Origin of the sequence: Streptomyces sp. ISL-36 (genome assembly GCF_018614205.1) — a bacterium.
In the GTDB taxonomy this organism is placed as follows: domain Bacteria; phylum Actinomycetota; class Actinomycetes; order Streptomycetales; family Streptomycetaceae; genus Streptomyces.
Map to the genome: position 1 here is coordinate 18,685 of NZ_JAGGOS010000102.1, position 17,124 is coordinate 35,808.

17 protein-coding genes are annotated in these 17,124 nt (G+C 72.9%); 10 read left to right on the top strand and 7 right to left on the bottom strand.

All coding sequences use genetic code 11. From position 1 onward, the window contains the following. Positions 1-25 precede the first annotated feature (25 nt). Entirely contained in the window at positions 26-1,093 is a 1,068-nt protein-coding gene (locus J7E93_RS25465) for an alkene reductase (RefSeq protein WP_215072278.1), read from the bottom strand. A gap of 116 nt (positions 1,094-1,209) precedes the next feature. On the opposite strand from J7E93_RS25465, the gene J7E93_RS25470 reads away from it, so the two are divergent. After that, the gene (locus J7E93_RS25470) at positions 1,210-1,719 is read left to right on the top strand and encodes a MarR family winged helix-turn-helix transcriptional regulator (RefSeq protein WP_215072279.1); all 510 of its coding nucleotides are present in this window, start codon (positions 1,210-1,212) and stop codon (positions 1,717-1,719) included. Between the two features lie 168 nt (positions 1,720-1,887). Here the strand turns inward: J7E93_RS25470 and J7E93_RS25475 are convergent, their stop codons facing one another. From J7E93_RS25475 to J7E93_RS25490, 4 genes are all read right to left on the bottom strand, one after another. Continuing rightward, positions 1,888-2,934 (bottom strand): aminotransferase class V-fold PLP-dependent enzyme, encoded by a 1,047-nt coding sequence (locus tag J7E93_RS25475; RefSeq protein WP_374105431.1) that lies wholly within the window; start codon positions 2,932-2,934, stop codon positions 1,888-1,890. 78 nt (positions 2,935-3,012) lie between these two features. Continuing rightward, positions 3,013-3,711, bottom strand: a complete 699-nt coding sequence (locus J7E93_RS25480) for a DsbA family oxidoreductase (protein ID WP_215072281.1) — start codon at positions 3,709-3,711, stop codon at positions 3,013-3,015. A 76-nt stretch (positions 3,712-3,787) separates the two neighbouring features. Continuing rightward, positions 3,788-4,264 carry a GNAT family N-acetyltransferase gene (locus tag J7E93_RS25485; protein ID WP_215072282.1) on the bottom strand — a complete coding sequence of 159 codons (477 nt, stop codon included), beginning with the start codon at positions 4,262-4,264 and terminating at the stop codon, positions 3,788-3,790. Positions 4,265-4,346: 82 nt separating this feature from the next. Next, complete coding sequence (locus tag J7E93_RS25490; RefSeq protein WP_215072283.1) at positions 4,347-5,315, bottom strand: AraC family transcriptional regulator; 969 nt, start codon at positions 5,313-5,315, stop codon at positions 4,347-4,349. Positions 5,316-5,428: 113 nt separating this feature from the next. Here J7E93_RS25490 and J7E93_RS25495 point away from each other — a divergent pair, with 113 nt between their 5' ends. Beyond that, positions 5,429-6,475, top strand: coding sequence for a zinc-dependent alcohol dehydrogenase family protein (locus J7E93_RS25495; RefSeq protein WP_374105430.1), 1,047 nt, complete (start codon positions 5,429-5,431; stop codon positions 6,473-6,475). Positions 6,476-6,556: 81 nt separating this feature from the next. Here J7E93_RS25495 and J7E93_RS25500 read toward each other — a convergent pair whose 3' ends face one another. Continuing rightward, entirely contained in the window at positions 6,557-8,053 is a 1,497-nt protein-coding gene (locus tag J7E93_RS25500) for an aldehyde dehydrogenase (NADP(+)) (protein ID WP_215072284.1), read from the bottom strand. 118 nt (positions 8,054-8,171) lie between these two features. On the opposite strand from J7E93_RS25500, the gene J7E93_RS25505 reads away from it, so the two are divergent. After that, complete coding sequence (locus J7E93_RS25505) at positions 8,172-8,942, top strand: IclR family transcriptional regulator (protein ID WP_215072285.1); 771 nt, start codon at positions 8,172-8,174, stop codon at positions 8,940-8,942. Between the two features lie 109 nt (positions 8,943-9,051). Here J7E93_RS25505 and J7E93_RS25510 read toward each other — a convergent pair whose 3' ends face one another. Continuing rightward, entirely contained in the window at positions 9,052-9,549 is a 498-nt protein-coding gene (locus J7E93_RS25510) for a cupin domain-containing protein (protein WP_215072286.1), read from the bottom strand. A gap of 163 nt (positions 9,550-9,712) precedes the next feature. On the opposite strand from J7E93_RS25510, the gene J7E93_RS25515 reads away from it, so the two are divergent. From J7E93_RS25515 to J7E93_RS25545, 7 genes are all read left to right on the top strand, one after another. Then, positions 9,713-10,705, top strand: coding sequence for a hypothetical protein (locus J7E93_RS25515; RefSeq protein ID WP_215072287.1), 993 nt, complete (start codon positions 9,713-9,715; stop codon positions 10,703-10,705). Continuing rightward, positions 10,702-11,985 (top strand): histidine kinase, encoded by a 1,284-nt coding sequence (locus J7E93_RS25520; protein ID WP_308368783.1) that lies wholly within the window; start codon positions 10,702-10,704, stop codon positions 11,983-11,985. The genes J7E93_RS25515 and J7E93_RS25520 overlap by 4 nt, the downstream gene beginning before the upstream one ends. Continuing rightward, complete coding sequence (locus tag J7E93_RS25525) at positions 11,982-12,632, top strand: response regulator transcription factor (RefSeq protein ID WP_215072288.1); 651 nt, start codon at positions 11,982-11,984, stop codon at positions 12,630-12,632. Before J7E93_RS25520 ends, J7E93_RS25525 begins: the two co-directional genes overlap by 4 nt. Before the next feature lie 106 nt (positions 12,633-12,738). Beyond that, positions 12,739-14,187: a penicillin-binding protein 2 gene (locus J7E93_RS25530; protein WP_215072289.1), complete on the top strand. Its 1,449-nt coding sequence runs from the start codon at positions 12,739-12,741 to the stop codon at positions 14,185-14,187. 233 nt (positions 14,188-14,420) lie between these two features. Continuing rightward, positions 14,421-14,810 (top strand): hypothetical protein, encoded by a 390-nt coding sequence (locus J7E93_RS25535; RefSeq protein ID WP_215072296.1) that lies wholly within the window; start codon positions 14,421-14,423, stop codon positions 14,808-14,810. Beyond that, entirely contained in the window at positions 14,807-15,502 is a 696-nt protein-coding gene (locus J7E93_RS25540) for a hypothetical protein (RefSeq protein WP_215072290.1), read from the top strand. The genes J7E93_RS25535 and J7E93_RS25540 overlap by 4 nt, the downstream gene beginning before the upstream one ends. Before the next feature lie 131 nt (positions 15,503-15,633). Beyond that, the gene (locus tag J7E93_RS25545; protein ID WP_215072291.1) at positions 15,634-16,869 is read left to right on the top strand and encodes an MFS transporter; all 1,236 of its coding nucleotides are present in this window, start codon (positions 15,634-15,636) and stop codon (positions 16,867-16,869) included. The last annotated feature ends 255 nt before the right edge of the window (positions 16,870-17,124 follow it).

A 17,124-nucleotide genomic window follows, 5' to 3' on the forward strand; every position in this document is an offset into this window, starting at 1 on the left:
GATCGGCCGGGCCCCCGCCGTGCGCTCACAGCGCCGGGTAGTCCGTGTAGCCGCGGTGGTCGCCGCTGTAGAAGGAGGAGTGGTCCGGGGCGTTGTACGGGCCGTCGTTCCTGAGGCGGGCCGGCAGGTCGGGGTTGGCGATGAAGAGCCTGCCGTACGCGACGATGTCCGCGATCCCGTCCTCGACCAGGGCCAGCGACTCGACGGAGGTCGCGTCCTGCGTCGCCGGGTTGAGCACGAACGCACCGGAGAACCGCTTGCGCAGCGCGAGGGTCAGCTCACGGATGCCGGGCGCGGGTTCGTGGACGTGCAGGTAGGCGATGCCCAGCGGGTCGATCGCGTCGACGAGCGCGGTGTACGTCTCCTCGGTCTCGGTCTCCGCGATGTCGTTGTAGGTGTTGCCCGGGGAGACGCGCAGACCGGTGCGCTCGGGGCCGATCTCGGCGGCGACGGCCCGGACGACCTCGACGGCGAACCTGATCCGGTTCTCGACGGAGCCGCCCCACTCGTCGGTGCGGCGGTTGGAGCCGGCGGCGAGGAACTGGTGGACGAGGTAGCCGTTGGCGCCGTGGATCTCGACGCCGTCGAAGCCCGCGTCGACGGCGTTGCGTGCGGCGGCCGCGAAGTCGGCGACGGTGGCGCGCACGTCGTCGGTGCTCAGTTCGCGCGGGGTGACGAAGTCCTTGGGGCCCTCGAAGGTGAAGACCTGGCCGGCCGCGGCGACGGCGGACGGGCCGACCGGGTGGAGGTCGCCGTCGAGCAGGTCGGGGTGGCCGATCCGGCCGGCGTGCATGAGCTGGGCGAATATCGTGCCGCCGCGGGCGTGGACGGCGTCGGTGACCTCGCGCCAGGCGGCGATCTGTGCGGCGCTGTGCAGTCCCGGGGTGTTGGGGTAGCCCTGGCCGACGGCGGAGGGCTGGACGCCCTCGGTGATGATCAGGCCGGCGGAGGCGCGCTGCGCGTAGTACTCGGCGACGAGCGCGGTGGGGGTGCGGTCCTTGCCGTGGGCACGGCTGCGGGTCATCGGGGCCATGGCGATGCGGTTGGAGAGTCGGGCTCCCGCGAGGTCGATCGGGTCGAACGCGGTGGTCATGACGGCCTCCTGAAACATTTATGTGGTCGGCCAAGTATTCGGCCTGCCGCCACTGTAACGCATTGATTGGCCGACCAAGGTAATCTGGAGATGATCGCCCGCCCAAGGAGCCCACGATGCCCGACACCCCCTCCGCGCCCCCGTCGGAGGCCGCCCGTCGCGACCCGCTGCCGTCCGCCGCGCAGGGCGGCCCGCTGAGCCACGCCCTCTCCCGCGTGGGCCGGCTGCACCGGATCGCCGCGGGACGGCTGCTCAAGGAGGTCGGGCTCTATCCGGGGCAGGAGTTCCTGATGATGTGCCTCTGGGACTGCGGACCGGTCCGTCAGTCGGAGCTGATCAGGACGATGGGCCTGGACCCCTCGACGGTCACGAAGATGCTCCAGCGTCTGGAGCAGAGCGGTTACGTGCGACGCAGCCCGGACCCGGCCGACCGGCGCGCGGTCCTGGTCGAGGCGACGGACGGCGGCGGCGCCCTGCGGGCGGGGGTGGCCGACGTCTGGACCGGCCTGGAGGAGCACACCCTGGCCGGGCTCTCCCCGGCCGAGCGCGCGGAACTCGCCCGCCTGCTGGCCCGGGTCGAGGAGAACCTCTGCGCCGGGACGGACGACTGCCCGCCCCGGAACTGAAGGCACGACGCGGAGCCCGGCGGGCGTATCGGCGCCCCCTCACCGGGACAGGCGCATCGGCGCCACGGCACGGGGCCGGGGGTGCGTGTCGGCGCCACGGCAGGGGTCGGGGGTGGGTGTCGGCGCCCCGGCAGGGGTCGGGGCGCCGGGCGTATCGGCGCCCGGCGGTCAGCCGGCCAGGACGTCCAGGGCCCGGTCCACGTCCGCCACCCCGTTGTAGAGATGGAAGGACGCCCGCAGATTGCCCACCCGGGCGGACATCAGCACACCGGCCGCCCGCAGCGCCGCCTGACGGTCGCCGAGACCCGGCACTCCGACGACGCCGGAGACGTCCTGCACCGGCGCGTGCCCCAGCTCCACGAGCTCGGCCCGGAAACGGGCGGCGAGCGCCTTGTTGTGGGCCTCGATCCGCTCGATGCCGATCTCCTCCAGGAGCGCCAGCGAGCGGGCGGCCCCGTGGTACGACAGAAAGGCCGGCGGCTCGTCGAACCGCCGTGCGGAACGGGCCAGTTCGCGCACCGGACCGTAGCTGTTGACCCACAGCTCCTCGCCCGTCACCCATCCCGCGTGGATCGGTACGAGCGAGTCCTGCGCCTCCTCCGTGACGGTGAGGAACGACGAACCGCGCGGGCAGAGCAGGAACTTGTAGCCGCCGGCCACCGTGTAGTCCCACTCGCCCGCCCGCAGCGGCAGCCAGCCCGCCGACTGGGTGGCGTCGACGAGCGTACGGGCGCCGTGCGCGGCCGCCGCCGCCCGTACCGCGGCGAAGTCGGCGGTCCGGCCGTCCGAGGACTGCACCGAGGAGAAGGCGACGAGGGCGGTCTCGGGACCGATGGACTCCGCCAGCCGTTCCAGCGGCACGAAGCGCGTCTTGAGGTCGCCGCGGACCGTGAACGGGGTGATGACGGAGCTGAAGTCGCCCTCGGGGAAGAGGATCTCGGAACCCGCAGGCATCGACTGCGCGATCATCCCGACATGGACCGAGACCGAGCTGCCGACCGCGACCCGGTCCGGATCGACACCCATGAGCCGGGCGTACGTGGCGCGGGCCTCCGCGACGATCTCGAAGCTGCCGGCCCCCTCCGGCCGCCCCGCCGCGGTCTCCTCGGCGAGCAGCGTGATCGCCTCGATGGTGCGGCGCGGCATCAGCGCGCAGGCGGAGGTGTTGAGGTAGGTGTACTTCGGCGCGAACTCGGCTCCGCCGAGGGGGTCCATGACGTCCATGGGCCCAGCCTGGGCCTCCCCCGACCTCTCGTCAACGACGAATGATCAAGGGGAGCCCCTGTGCGCTGCTCAGACCTCGCAGGTGCCGTCGGTGTCGCAAACCGCCGCGTCCGCGCCGATCGGCTGCGGCGTCCGGCCCTGCCACGCCTGCTCCAGGGCCTGCGTGAAGACCTCGGCGGGCTGGCCGCCGGAGACTCCGTAACGGCGGTCGAGCACGAAGAACGGCACACCGTTCGCACCGAGCTCCGCGGCCTCGCGCTCGTCCGCCCGCACCGCGTCCGCGTAGGCGTCCTCGTCCGCGAGCACCGAGCGGACCTCGGTCTCGTCCAGTCCGGCCTCGACACCCAGCCGTACCAGGGTCTCGGGGTCGAAGACGGACCGCTCCTCGGCGAAGTTGGCGCGGTAGGCGAGGTCGAGCAGTTCGTTCTGCCGGCCCCGCTCCCCGGCCAGGTGGAGGAGACGGTGGATGTCGAAGGTGTTGCCGTGGTCACGGCCCTCGGTGCGGTAACCGAGGCCCTCGGAGTGCGCGTTGGAGGCCACGTGGGCCTCCATGGCGCGGGCCTCCTCCAGGGTGCGGCCGTACTTCTTGGCCAGCATCTCGATCACCGGCGCCGTGTCGCCCTTGGGCCGGTTCGGGTCGAGCTCGAAGGAGCGGTGCACCACCTCGACGTCGTCGCGGTGGGCGAAGGCCGCCAGCCCCTTCTCGAAGCGGGCCTTGCCGATGTAGCACCACGGGCAGGCGATGTCGCTCCAGATCTCGACGCGCATGTCTTGCTTCTCTCCGGGTCATGGGTGGGGGCGGGGCACAGGTGTTCCGTGGCGGGAACGTCCCGGCCCGCCGGATTCATTCCGCCGCGGGCTCCACTGTGAGGCGGAGCACGAGGTGCGTGCCGGAGCGCGGAGTGTCGGCGTCCGGGGTCCAGCCGCGGGCGGCGTAGAAGGCGTGGGCCCGTTCGTTCCTGTCGAAGACCTCCAGCCGGACGGTGGTCACGCCCTCGGCGCGCCAGGCGTCGAGACAGGCGGAGTGCAGTTCGGTGCCGACGCCCCCGCGCCACCGGTCGGGCCGGACGTGGAGCTGGGTGAGCGTCATGACGCCGTCGACCCGTCCGTACGCGGCGATGCCGGCGATCTCGCCGTCCCGCTCGGCGCACAGGACGGTGCCGCGGCCCACGGCCCCGCTCCAGCCGGCCCGGGTGCGGGCGAGCTCCTCGGAGCCCGCGTACTCCTCCTCGGGGAGATGGTCCCGGTAGTAGGTCGCCCGGGCCGCCAGGTGTACGGCGGCGATCGTGTCGAGGTCGTCGGCGTTGGCACGTCTGATCATGGAGGCGGAGACGCCGCCGGGCGGCCCGCGGTTGCCGGAGCGGGCCACGCGGTCCGGGGAGGGCCGGTGGTCTTCGCGGGTCCTACGGCATGGCGCCGAGCCCTGTGCCGGTTGAGGCGGAAGAGGCCGCGGCCGGCGCCGACTGGCGGCGGTACTGCCCCGGCGCCACCCCGTACTCCCGTTTGAAGGCCTTGGCGAAGGCGAACTCGGAGGCGTATCCGGTCCGTCCGGCGACCGTCCGCAGGGGCGTGTCGTCCGCGCGCAGGAGCCGCCCGGCCGTGGTCATCCGCCACCACGTCAGATAGGCGAGCGGCGGGCGGCCCACCAGCGCCGTGAAGCGCCGGGCGAAGGCGGCGCGCGAGAGGCCGGCCTCGGCGCCGAGATCCTCCACCGTCCAGGCCCGGGCCGGATCGCCGTGGATCGCCTTCAGGGCCGCGGCGACCGCCGGATCGCCGAGCGCACCGGACCAGCCCGTCGTACGGTCCGGGCGCTCCGTGAGCCACCAGGTCCGCAGCAGATAGAGCAGCAGCGTGTCGAGGAGGGCGGGGACGACGGCGTCGGATCCGGGTTGGGGCTCGGCGAGTTCGGCGCCGAGCAGGTCGATCGCGGCGCGCAGCCGCGGATGGGCGCCGACCCGGGCCGGGATGTGGACGAACGGCGGCAGCTCGGTGAGGAGCGGATGGGCCCGGGCCCGGCTCACCTGGTAGGCGCCGCACAGCAACAGGGTCTCGTCGGTGCCGACGGGCCCGCGGTCGGGCAGCGTGGGCCAGGAGCCGTCGGGGGCCTGTACGGCGTCCACGAGCGGGGTCGACGGATGGTCGGCGAGCCCGTGGCCGGTCCCGTGGGCGAGCAGGACGACGTCGCCGGGGCCGAGCCGGACGGGCGGGGCGTCGTCCGGGGGCAGCAGCCAGGCGGTGCCCTGGAGGACGACGTGGAATCCGGCGCCCTTGCTGGCGGGGAACCGGAAGCCCCAGGGCGCGAACCTGACCGTACGGGAGGAGTGGGGCCGTCCGGTGCGCATGGCGGCGATGGCATCGCTCAGTACGTCCATGGCGGCACCGTATCCGTCCTCGCACCCGTCGTCCCCTGCTGAAAGACGATCGGACATGGAGGAGAGGTTTCGGGACATGGATCGTCTCCCCACCCCCGCCTACGGTCGTCCGCATGACAACCGACAAGTCCACCGACAAGACAGCGGACAAGGCAGCGGACATGACGACGGACACGACGACGAGGGCCGTGCTGTTCCACGAGCTCGGCGGCCCGGAAGTCCTCCGGGTCGAGGAGGTGCCGCTGCCCGCGCCCGGCCCCGGCGAGGTGCTCCTGCGGGTCGAGGCGCTCGGCCTCAACCGCGCCGAGGCGCTCTTCCGCGCCGGCACCTACTACTACCCCGCGACGCTCCCCGGCTCCCGGCTCGGCTACGAGGCGGCCGGGGTGGTCGAGGCGGTCGGCGAGGGCGTCACCGCGTACGCCCCGGGCGACCCGGTGATGGCGGCCGCCAACTTCGACTTCGGGGTGCACGGGGTGTACGCGGAGCGGGTGGTGCTCTCCGAGGAGTACGTGGTGCGCCGGCCGGCGGGCGTGGACGCCGTGACGGCCGCGGCGGTGTGGCTGACGTACTCCACCGCGTACGGCGGCATGGTGGAGGCGGGCGGGCTGCGCCCCGGCGACCACGTGGTGATCACGGGCGCGTCCAGCGGGGTGGGGACGGCCGCGATCCAGACCGCGCTGCGGGTCGGCGCGGTGCCGATCGCCGTGACGCGCGGCGAGGAGAAGCGCGGGCGGCTGCTCGACCTGGGCGCGGCGCGGGTGATCGCGACGGGCAGCGAGGACCTGGTGAAGGAGGTGAAGCGGTTCACCGGTGGCCGGGGCGCGCGGGTCGCCTTCGACGCCGTCGGCGGGCCCGGCTTCGCCGCACTGGGCGACGCCCTGGAGCCCGGCGGCACGGCGGTGCTGTACGGCTGGCTCGATCCGCGCCCGGCCGCCGTGCCGATGAACTGGCCGCTCACCGTGCGGGGTTACGCGAACGGCGCGGTGGTGCGCACGGCGGAGGGGCGGGACCGGATGGCCGGGTTCATCGGCTCCGGTCTGCGCGACGGCTCACTGGCGCCGGTGATCGCCGAGACCTTCGACGGTCTGGAGCGGATCACCGACGCCCACCGGCTGATGGAGTCCAACACCCACACGGGAAAGATCGTGGTGCGGGTGTGATCCTCCGACGCGGCGGCCGGCGCCGGCGCTCCGGTGCCGGCGCTCCGGTGCCGGCGCTCCGGTGCCCGCCGCCGCGTGAGGTCAACGGCGCGGCAGGCCCAGCGGGTTGCCGTCCCGAAGCTCCGGCGGGAGCAGGTGCTGCGGGGTCGACTGGTAGGTGACCGGGCGCAGCCAGCGCTCGATCGCGGTCGCTCCGACCGAGGTGGAGGTGGAGGTGGTGGCCGGGTACGGGCCGCCGTGGTGCTGAGCGCCCGCGACCGCCACGCCCGTCGGCCAGCCGTTGACCAGCACCCGCCCGGCGAGCGGGGTGAGTTCGTCGAGGAGGCCGGCGGCGTCCGGGTCGTCGTCGGCCGCGATCTGCAGGGTGGCCGTGAGGTTGCCGGGGAGCAGGGAGAGGATGTCGCTGATCTCCTCGCGGGAGGTGTAGCGGGCGACCACCGTGACCGGGCCGAAGCACTCCTCGAGGAGCAGCTCGTGGCCCCCCTTGAGCAGGGTCTCCGCGTCGACGGTCAGGACGCCCGCGCTGACGGTGTGGTCGCCGCCGGGGCCGGGGGTGACCGGCGCGCTGACGCCGGGGAGGCCGGCCCGCTCCTGGACGCCGCTGACGAAGGCGTCCCGCATCCGGTGGTCCAGCATCACGCCCGGCTCGGTCTCGCTGACGGCCGCCGTCAGGGACGCCACGATCCCGTCGCCCGCCTCGCCCGCCGGCGCCAGGACGAAGCCGGGCTTGGTGCAGAACTGTCCCTCTCCCAGGGTCATCGAACCGGCGAGCCCGGACCCGATCTCCGCGGCCCGCTCGTCCGCCGCGGCCCCGGTGATCACGACCGGGTTGAGGGAGCCGAGCTCGCCGTGGAAGGGGATGGGGACGGGACGGGCCGCCGCGGCATCGAAGAGCGCGCGCCCTCCCCGTATCGAACCGGTGAAGCCGGCCGCCGCGACCAGCGGGTGGCGCACGAGCTCGACGCCCGCGTCGAAGCCGTGGACGAGGCCGACCACGTCCTCGGGAAGCCCCGTGCTGACCGCGGCCCGGCGCAGCAGGGAGGCGCAGAGCTCGGAGGTGGCCGGGTGGTCGGGGTGGGCCTTGACCACGACGGGGCAGCCGGCCGCGAGCGCGCTCGCGGTGTCGCCGCCGGGGACGGAGAAGGCGAGCGGGAAGTTGCTGGCCGAGTAGACGGCGACGACGCCGAGCGGGATCTTCCAGCGGCGCAGGTCGGGCGTGGGCGGCGTCGTGGTGGGATCGGGCAGGTCGATCCGTACGTCGAGGAAGGAGCCCTCGTCGACCACGTCAGCGAAGGACCGCAACTGGGCGGTCGTACGGGCGAGTTCGCCGGTCAGCCGGACCGGGCCGAGCGCGGTCTCCGCGTCGGCGGCCTCGATGACGTGCGCGGCCGCGTCGTCGAGTAGGTCGGCGGCGGCCCGCAGCAGGGCGGCCCGCGCCGTACGGTCGGCGAGCGCGGCACGGGCGGCGGACGCGGCGCGGACGGCCCGGTCGACCTCCCCCGCTGTGGCCTCCACCGCAACCTGCTCGCGCGGCTTCCCTGTCCGGGGGTCCACACTCCACACTGATTCAGCCGCCACCGCCACGCCCCTCTTCACGCTCTGTTCGCTATTCTGAACAGGATTCCTGTAGATGAACAGGACTCTATTGACGGGTGTGCCCTCTCCACAAGAGGCACCAACAAGAGGGGCGAGGGCAATGTCGACTGCCGACACGGGTGGGGCCCAGGTCAAGTCCGCGGTGCGCACGGTGGAACTGCTGGAGTACTTCGCCGGGCGACCCGGCATGCACTCGCTCGCCGCCGTCCAGGAGGCCGTCGGCTACCCCAAGTCCAGCCTGTACATGCTGCTGCGCACCCTGGTCGAGCTGGGCTGGGTGGAGACGGACGCGACGGGGACGCGGTACGGCATCGGGGTGCGGGCCCTGCTGGTCGGCACCTCGTACATCGACGGCGACGAGGTGGTGGCCGCCGCCCGGCCCACCCTGGACCGGCTCTCCGACGACACCACCGAGACCATCCACCTGGCGCGGCTCGACGGCACCAACGTGGTCTACCTGGCGACCCGTCAGTCCCAGCACTATCTGCGGCCGTTCACCCGGGTCGGCCGTCGGCTGCCCGCCCACTCGACGTCGCTGGGCAAGGCGCTGCTCGCCACCCACAGCGACGAGCAGGTGCGCAAGCTGCTCCCGGAGACGCTGCCGGCGCTGACCGAGCACACCCTCACGGACCGCGAGAAGCTCATCGAGGAGCTGCACCTCATTCGTGAGCAGGGGTACGCGGTGGACCGCGAGGAGAACACCCTGGGGCTGCGCTGCTTCGGCATCGCGATCCCCTACCGGACCCCCGCGCGCGACGCGATCAGCTGCTCGGTGCCGGTGGCCCGGCTCACCCCCGGTCACGAGCAGATGATCAAGGACGCTCTGTTCGACGCGCGCGACCGCCTGACGCTGGCGACCCGCAGGCTCTGATCCGGACGCGCTGACCCGCAGGCGCTGACCCGCGGACTCCGATCCCCGGCGTCTGCCCCGGGCTCCGATCCCCAGCGTCTGCCCCGGGCTCCGACCGCAGCCGGTGCGGTCAGGCCCGGTCCGCGAGGGCGGCCTGCCACACCGGGCTGTCGACGTAGTGATTGTCGAAGCGCTCGGAGGACTCCTTGATCTCCTCGAAGCCCGCCTCGCCCCGCATCACCCGGCCGAGCAGCCGCAGGTAGTCGAAGCGCGCCATGCCCGGCGTGAAGACGAACAGCACGTCGGCCTCTGCGCCCGGCGCCGCCGCGAAGGCGTGCGGCGTGTGCGGCGGGACGAGCAGGAAGTCACCCTGCTCCAGAACGGTCAGCTCCTCGCCCACGAGCACCTGGAGTGAGCCGCGGAGCACGAAGAACATCTCCGACGCCTTGGTGTGGAAGTGCGCCGGGGCGCCGACGGCACCCTTCGCGAACGACGACCGGTAGCTGGTGAGCAGTCCGCCGGTGGTGCCGGAGTCGGCGAGGAGGGTCATCACACTGCTCGGGTCGGCGGTGGTCTCGGCCTCGGTGGCGCGGGTCAGGAGCGGGGCGAAGGTCTGCGTCGTGTCCATGAAGATCACCCTAGGCAGCCCTGTGACTGGACGAGGGGTGCATTCCCCACCCGGAATCATGGGTCAATTCCCCGTGGGCGGAGGCGCTTCTCCACCGCGCGGCGGAGGCGGTTCGTCGCCAGGCAGGAGGTGGGAGGGGCGGGCCGCGCGGGAGCGTCGAGCCATGACACCGACCGCTCACCTCCCCGCCGCGGCGCCCGCCGCCACCCGGCCGAACGCCACCCGTCGGATCCTTCGCACCCTCGCCGAAGTGGCCTGCCTGCCCTACATCGCCCTCAAGATCGCCTGGGTGGCCGGCAGTGAGATCGGCATCCCGGCCGGGAGTGTGCTCCTCGACCACCGGACGCTGCTGATCGTCGTCAACTCCGTCTCCGTGATCGCCGACGCCCTGGTCGTGGTCCTCGCCCTGCTGCTCACCCAGCCCTGGGGTCTTCGCGTCAGGGCCTGGCTGCTGGCGGTCCCGGTGTGGGCCGCGACGGGGCTGCTCGCTCCGATCATGATCGGTTTCCCGGCGCAGATGGCCACCTCCCTGTTCACCGGCCCGCAGAGGCACGAGTCGGGCGGCAGGCCGTTCCTCGACGAGTGGGTCTTCGGGGTCGTCTACGGCGGCTTCATCGTCCAGGGGATCACGCTCGGCACACTGTTCTTCCTCTACACCCGGGACCGCTGGGGGCACGTCTGGCGCGGCACCCTCGGCGATCTGCCCGCCCGCTTCTCCGGCACCGGTGCGCGGATCACGGCCGTGGTGGCCGCACTGCTCGCGATCGTCCCGGCCGTGCCCCATGTGATGTGGGCCCTCGGTTCGACGAGCGGCCTCGCGGCGGCACGTGTCCTGGAGCGCACGTCCGACTTCTACGTCCTGGAGTGGATGCGCCTGTTCTTCGCCGCCGTCGCCGTCGTCTCCGTCCTGCTGCTGGTGTTCCAGCGGGCCCGCTCGCTCCCGGTCCGTACGGTGCTGGGGATCGGCTGGGTCGGCTCGGGCGGTCTGGGCTGCTGGGGCGCGTACATGACCCTGGTGTCGCTCATGCCGGAGACCGATCCTGTCGAGGCGCACACAGGACTGATGCAGCTGACCTACGCTGGGGAAATGATCACCGGGTTCCTGCTGGCGGGCTGTCTCGCCGTCTTCCTGCGCCGCCGGAGCGCGAGCGCGTGAGACGACCGCTCACCCTGCTGCTGGGGCAGCGGGTCAGGCGCCGATGGGTCCATCTGATCCTGGGCGGCGCGCTGTTCATGCCGTACTGGCTGGTCGGCACCGTGGTCATGGGTCCGCTCACCGATGGGCAGACCATGTTCTCCGCCGGCCTGACCCTGCAGTTGGGGGCGTACGCGATCGGCCTGCCGCTCGCCGCGCTCACCTCGCTCTTCCCGTTGACCCGGCCGATGTCGGTGGCGGCGGTGCGGGCGCTGTGCGGGGTCCCGAGCGGTCGGCTCGCGGACGGCCCGGCCAGGGGCCGGGACGCGAAGGCCCGGACGGCGGGCTGGTTCACCCTCCATCTGGGGATCGGCGCGCTGGTCAGCGGGGCGACACTGGCACTGCCCCCGTTCGCGGTGACGCTGATGGTCCTGCCGTTCTCGGCCGGGCTGCGGGAGTCCGAACTGGCCTCGTTCTGGGGGGTCGACCGGCCCTCGCTGGTGTGGCTGTACGTCCCTGCGGGCCTGCTGATGCTGGTCGCCCTGGCCGCCGTCGCGGCGGGCTCGGGGACGCTCCTCGCCCGGCAGGCGCCGCGGCTGCTGGGGCCGAGCCCGGCGGACCGGCTCGCCGCGGCGGAGCGGCGGGCCGCCGAACTGGCCGTGCGCAACCGGCTCGCCCGCGAGCTGCACGACTCGGTCGGCCATGCGTTGAGTGCGGTCACGCTCCAGGCGAGCGCGGCGCGCAAGGTCCTGGACGCGGGTACGGAACAGGACCGGGACTTCGTGCGGGAGGCACTGGAGGCGATCGAGGAGACCACCCGGCGCACGGTCGGTGAACTGGACTCGGTCCTCGGCCTGCTGCGCCGGGACGAGGAGGACGGGGAGTTCGAGGCGCCCGGCCTCGCCTCGCTCGACGTCCTGCTCAAGGGGGCCGGCCGCGGGGTGTCCCTGACGGTGACCGGGGAGCTCGACCGGGTGCCGGACGCGGTGTCCAGAGAGGCGTACCGGATCGTCCAGGAGGGGCTGACGAACGCGGCCCGGTACGCGGGCGGTGAGCGCGTGACCGCGCGGCTCACGCTGACGGAAGAGGAGTTGGAGATCACGATGGAGAACCCGTTGCCCGCCCGCGCGCCGGTGGCCCGTCCCGACGGGGGCCGCGGACTGCGCGGCATCGCCGAACGCGCCCGGCTGCTCGGCGGCACGTCGGAGGCGGGCGCATCGGTGACCGGCGGGTCGGAGGCGGGCGCTTCGGTCGGCGTGTGGCGTCTCTCCGTGCGGCTTCCCCTGGCAGGTGCACGATGATCAGGGTCGTCCTGGCCGACGACGAGCGGATGGTGCGCACCGCCCTGCGGGTGATCCTGGACGCGGAGCCGGACCTGGAAGTGGTCGGCGAGGCGTCGACCGGCGCCGAGGCGGTGTCGGTGGTGCGGGAGCTGCGGCCGGACGTGGTGCTGATGGACGTACGGATGCCGGAGATAGACGGGATCCGGGCGACCGAGCAGATCCTGGCGTCCCTCCCCGAGCCGCCGCGGATCGTGGTGGTGACGACCTTCGAGAACGACTCGTATGTCTACGACGCGCTGCGGGTGGGCGCCGCGGGGTTCCTGCTGAAGCGGGCGGCGGCGGAGGAGCTGGTGAGCGCGGTACGCCTGGTGGCGAGCAGCGACTCGCTGCTCTACCCGGCGGCGGTACGGGGTCTGGCGGCCGAGCACGCCCGGCGCAGGCCGCCGGCGCCGCCGCGCTGGGTGGCCCGGCTGACCGAGCGGGAGGCGGAGGTCCTGCGGCTGATGACGACGGGCCTGACGAACGCGGAGATCGCGGACCGGATGGGGGTCGGCCCGGCGACGACCAAGACGCACGTGGCGTCGGTCCTGTCGAAGACGGGCGCCCGGGACCGGACGCAGGCGGTGATCCTCGCGTACGAGTCGGGTTTCGTCACGCCGCGGTGAGCGGGCCCTCACCCGCCGTCGACGAAGGACCGTCCCGGATGAAGGTTCCCTGAGAAACCGGACACATCCGGAACATCCCGCGCCCCTTCGTTCGTCCCGCAAGGGGATGAACAAGACGATCAGGCGCGCCTCGGTCTTCGCGCTGCTCCTGGTGCTCGCCCTGCTGGGCCGGGCGACCTGGGTGCAGGCGTACGAAGGCAAGGCCCTCGCGGACGACAAGAGCAACCGGCGGAAGATCATGGCGCAGTACGCGCAGCCGCTCGGAGACATCATCGTGGCCGGCTCGCCGGTCACCGGTTCGAAGAAGACGGAGGGCAGCGACCTCGCGTACAAGCGCGACTACACCGAAGGCGAGCTCTACGCGGCCGTCACCGGCTACAGCTCCCAGGCGTACGGCGCCACACAGCTGGAGGGCATCTACTCCGAAGTCCTGGACGGCACCGACACCCGGCTGAAGAACCCGCTGGACGCCCTCACCGGCAAGCAGCAGAAGCCCGGGAGCGTGCTCACCACGATCGACCCGGCCGTGCAGAAGGCCGGCTTCGAGGCGCTCGGGAAGAAGAAGGGCGCGGCCGTGGCCATCGACCCGAAGACCGGCCGGATCCTCGGCATGGTGTCCACGCCCTCCTACGACCCTTCGAAGATCGCCGGTCTGACCGACGGCTCCACCTGGCAGAAGCTGACCACGGACGAAGACAAGCCGCTCGTCAACCGGGCGCTGCGGCAGCCGCTGCCGCCGGGGTCCACCTTCAAACTGGTCGTCGCGGCGGCCGCCCTCGAGGACGGGCTCTACGGATCGGTGGACACGGCGACCGACAGCCCCGACCCGTACACGCTGCCGAACACCCGGACCGTGCTGAAGAACGAGAACCTCTCCGCGCCCTGCGAGAACGCCACCATCCGGACCGCGCTGCGGTACTCCTGCAACAACGTCTTCGCCAAGCTGGCCGTCGACCTCGGGCAGGAGAAGGTGAAGGCGATGGCGGAGAAGTTCGGCTTCAACGACAAGGAGCTGGATGTCCCGGTCCGCGCCTACGCGAGTGTGTATCCGTCCGACATGGACAAGGCACAGACGGCGCTGACCGGTATCGGTCAGTTCGATGTGACCGCGACCCCACTCCAGATGGCGATGGTGTCCGCGGCGATCGCCAACGACGGTCTCATGGCGTCGCCGCACATGGTCTCCCAGGTCGTCGACTCCGACGGAGACGCGCTGGAATCCTTCGAGGACGGGGACGCGAAGCGGATCGTCTCCTCGTCGACGGCGGAGCAGCTGCGCAGCGCGATGGTGACGGTGGTCGAGAAGGGTACGGGCACCAACGCGGCGGTCGCCGGCGCCGAGGTCGGCGGCAAGACCGGTACCGCTCAGCACGGCGAGAACAACAGCAAGACGCCGTACGCCTGGTTCACCTCCTACGCCAAGGACGCGGAGACGGGGAAGGAGGTGGCGGTCGCCGTCATGATCGAGGACTCGGGCGCGGCCCGCTCGGAGGTCAGCGGCAACGGGCTCGCGGCCCCGGTGGCGCAGAAGATGATGAAGGCGGCGCTGAACTAGCCGGCCGGGGCGGCGCGGTCGGCGGGACGACCGGTCGGATCGGTCGGATCGGTCGGGCGAATTGGTGGGGCGGATTGGCCGGGAGGATTGGCCGGGAGGGTCGGTCGGGCGGATCGGTCGGCGGGGCCCGCGACACGGTATGCAAGGTCCCTCACGATCCGAGCATTCCGAGCACGGATTCGACCTCGCGGAGGACCGCCGTGCGACTGCCCCGTTCCCCTTCCGGCTGGACCATGGCCGTCTTCGGACTGCTCGCGGCGGCCATGGGGGTGGTGGGGCTCGTCGCCCCCGACATCATGCTCACGGCCATGGGCTTCGAGCCCATACCCGGCGCGAGCCGCGCGGAGGGGGACCACACACTGGTCTTTCTGACGGCCTCCTCGATGGCCGCGCTCAACATGGGCGTCTACTACGTCCTGGCCGCGCTCGCCGACTGGAAGCCCTTCTTCCGCTGGACCGTCCCATTCCGTCTCCTGACCTGCGCCGTCTTCACCCTCGCGGTGATCTCGGGCCGCGCGCCCGCCGGTTTCCTCGGCGTGGGCGTGTGGGAGGGCCTGGGCGCTCTGGCGACGGGGGCGGCCCTCCGGTACGAGAACCGGGCCGGGAAGGTGGCCGAGGCATGAGCCCCCGTCCCTCCGACGACCTGGCAGCCGCCTTCACCCGCTTGGGCGGCGACGAGGACGACAAGGTCTGGAGCCAGCTGTCGGACGACCTGTGCCACCAGGGGTCCGTCTACGACGACAGTTTCCTCGCCCTGCCGTACCTGGCGGCGATCGCGACGGGCGACGCACCGGGCGGACCGGTGGACGCGGTCCTGATGGCGGGCCTCATCGTCTCGGCGGCGGACGAGGAGCGCGAAGCGCGGTACGCGGCCGAGATCGCCGCCCTGCTGCCGGTGGCCCACCGCCTCCTGGACGCGGCGACCGACGACCGCGTGACGTTCGTGTACCTGCTGCAGTGCGTGCTGGCCTTCGAGGGCGAACGGCAGTGGAGCGGGGGAAAGCTGGAGGGCCTGTTCGAGGAGGAGTACGAGGTGGACTGCCCCGCCTGCACGTCGGAGCTCTTCATCGCCTTCGGCGAGCACGGCACTTTCGCCTCGGCCGGCGACTACGTGACGGCGGACCCCGCCAAGGCCCTCCTCCACCCCGCCGACCCGTCCGCCCTGGCCCCACTCCCCGCCCGGCTGCACCGCATGGCGTCCGAGGCCGGGCACGAGGAGGTCGCCCGGGGCCTGACGTACCTCTTCGGCAGGGCGACGTGCCCCGACTGCGAGGGCGAGTTCAGGGTGTCGGAGCAGGTCGAGGCGAGGTACTGAAGCCGAGGAGAGGCGCCGGAACAGACGGCGACGCCGTCTTGTGCCCAGCGGCAGCCGTCCAGATGTCGCCGGCGTTTACGTAGGTCAACTGCCCGATCCGCGTGGGCCACCTCAGAAGCCAGGCTGCGGACATGGGCATGCGTAGCAAACGGACGGCGGGTCTGTATCTGGCCGGGGTACTGGTGTCGGGCTTCGGCTCCACGGCGATGTGGCTGGCCTCGGGGATCTGGGTCAAGTCCCTGACCGGCTCGGACAGTCTGGCGGCGCTGACCGCCTTCGCGCTGTGGGCGCCCGCGCTCCTCGGCCCGCTGCTCGGGACGGTCGCGGACCGGGTGCGGCGCGGGCGGCTGATGGTGTGGTCGAACGCGGCGATGGCGGCGCTGCTGCCGACGCTGCTGTGGGTGAATGCGGCGGACCGGGTGTGGCTGCTGTTCGCCGTTCTCGTGCTGTACGGGGCGCAGGGGGCCGTCCACGAGGCGGCGGAGGCCGCGCTGGCGGCGAGCGCCCTCGACAAGCGACGGCTCGGGGACTTCAACGGGCTGCGGATGACGGCCAACGAGGGCATGAAGCTGATCGCCCCGCTCGCCGCCGCCGGTCTCTTCGCCCGGTACGGCGGCGGTCCGGTGGCGCTGCTCGACTCGGTGACCTTCGCCGTGGCCGCGGGCCTGTTCGCGTTGATGCGGATCCGCGAGGAGAAGCCGGTACGGCCGGAGTCCGCGCACTGGCTCCGTGACACGGCGGAGGGTCTGCGGGCGATCCGCTCCTCGCCCGTGGTGCGTCCGCTGGTGGGTTCGGGCGCCTTCACGATGCTGCTCGCCGGCCTCAACGGGGCGGCGGTCTACGCCGTGGTGGACGGCGGGCTCGGCCGCTCCCCCGCCTATGCGGGAGTGCTGTACGCCGTCCAGGGAGCGGGCTCGGTCGTCGCCGGCCTGACGGTGGGGCCCCTGCTGCGCCGGGTGCCGGAGCGGCTGGTGTCCGCTGCCGGACTGGCCCTGTTCGCGGCGGCCGCCGGGGTCCGCGCCGTCCCGCACGACGGGGTGGCCCTGGCGGCGAGTGCGGTGATCGGGCTGGGACTGCCCTGGGTCCTGGTCGCCGCGATGGCGGCCGTCCAGCGGGAGACCCCGGCGGACACGGTGGGCCGCGCGGCCGCCACCACGAACACCCTGGTCTTCGTTCCGAACGCCCTCGCCCTGGCGGCGGGCGCGGGCCTGGTCGCGGTCCTCGACATCCGGGTCCTGCTGCCGCTCGCGGGCGCGGCGGGCCTGGTGGGCGCGGCGGCACTGGCGATGCGCGGCGCGGACCGAACCCGCGACCGGTCTCACGGCACGACCGCGACGGCCGACAGGGCTGACAGGGCCGGCACGTGACCGCGGCGACGCCAGCGGTGCGCGGTCGCGGACCGAACCCGCGACCCGTCTCCCGGCACGACCGAGACGGCCGAGACCGCCGGCACGTGACCGCGACGACGCAGGCGGTGCGCCGCGCGGACCGAACCCGCGACCCGTCTCCCAGCACGACCGAGACGGCCGACACGTTGACCGCGACCACGCAGGCGGTGCGGCGCGCGGACCGAAACCGCGACCGGTCTCTCGGCACGGCCGGCACGTGACCGCGGCGACGCC

Bases quoted from the DNA above. Each gene is read 5' to 3' on its own strand.
- J7E93_RS25465 (WP_215072278.1), bottom strand. From the start codon at position 1,093: ATGACCACCGCGTTCGACCCGATCGACCTCGCGGGAGCCCGACTCTCC.
- J7E93_RS25470 (WP_215072279.1), top strand. From the start codon at position 1,210: ATGCCCGACACCCCCTCCGCGCCCCCGTCGGAGGCCGCCCGTCGCGAC.
- J7E93_RS25475 (WP_374105431.1), bottom strand. From the start codon at position 2,934: ATGGACCCCCTCGGCGGAGCCGAGTTCGCGCCGAAGTACACCTACCTC.
- J7E93_RS25480 (WP_215072281.1), bottom strand. From the start codon at position 3,711: ATGCGCGTCGAGATCTGGAGCGACATCGCCTGCCCGTGGTGCTACATC.
- J7E93_RS25485 (WP_215072282.1), bottom strand. From the start codon at position 4,264: ATGATCAGACGTGCCAACGCCGACGACCTCGACACGATCGCCGCCGTA.
- J7E93_RS25490 (WP_215072283.1), bottom strand. From the start codon at position 5,315: ATGGACGTACTGAGCGATGCCATCGCCGCCATGCGCACCGGACGGCCC.
- J7E93_RS25495 (WP_374105430.1), top strand. From the start codon at position 5,429: ATGACAACCGACAAGTCCACCGACAAGACAGCGGACAAGGCAGCGGAC.
- J7E93_RS25505 (WP_215072285.1), top strand. From the start codon at position 8,172: ATGTCGACTGCCGACACGGGTGGGGCCCAGGTCAAGTCCGCGGTGCGC.
- J7E93_RS25510 (WP_215072286.1), bottom strand. From the start codon at position 9,549: ATGGACACGACGCAGACCTTCGCCCCGCTCCTGACCCGCGCCACCGAG.
- J7E93_RS25515 (WP_215072287.1), top strand. From the start codon at position 9,713: ATGACACCGACCGCTCACCTCCCCGCCGCGGCGCCCGCCGCCACCCGG.
- J7E93_RS25525 (WP_215072288.1), top strand. From the start codon at position 11,982: ATGATCAGGGTCGTCCTGGCCGACGACGAGCGGATGGTGCGCACCGCC.
- J7E93_RS25530 (WP_215072289.1), top strand. From the start codon at position 12,739: ATGAACAAGACGATCAGGCGCGCCTCGGTCTTCGCGCTGCTCCTGGTG.
- J7E93_RS25535 (WP_215072296.1), top strand. From the start codon at position 14,421: ATGGCCGTCTTCGGACTGCTCGCGGCGGCCATGGGGGTGGTGGGGCTC.
- J7E93_RS25540 (WP_215072290.1), top strand. From the start codon at position 14,807: ATGAGCCCCCGTCCCTCCGACGACCTGGCAGCCGCCTTCACCCGCTTG.
- J7E93_RS25545 (WP_215072291.1), top strand. From the start codon at position 15,634: ATGGGCATGCGTAGCAAACGGACGGCGGGTCTGTATCTGGCCGGGGTA.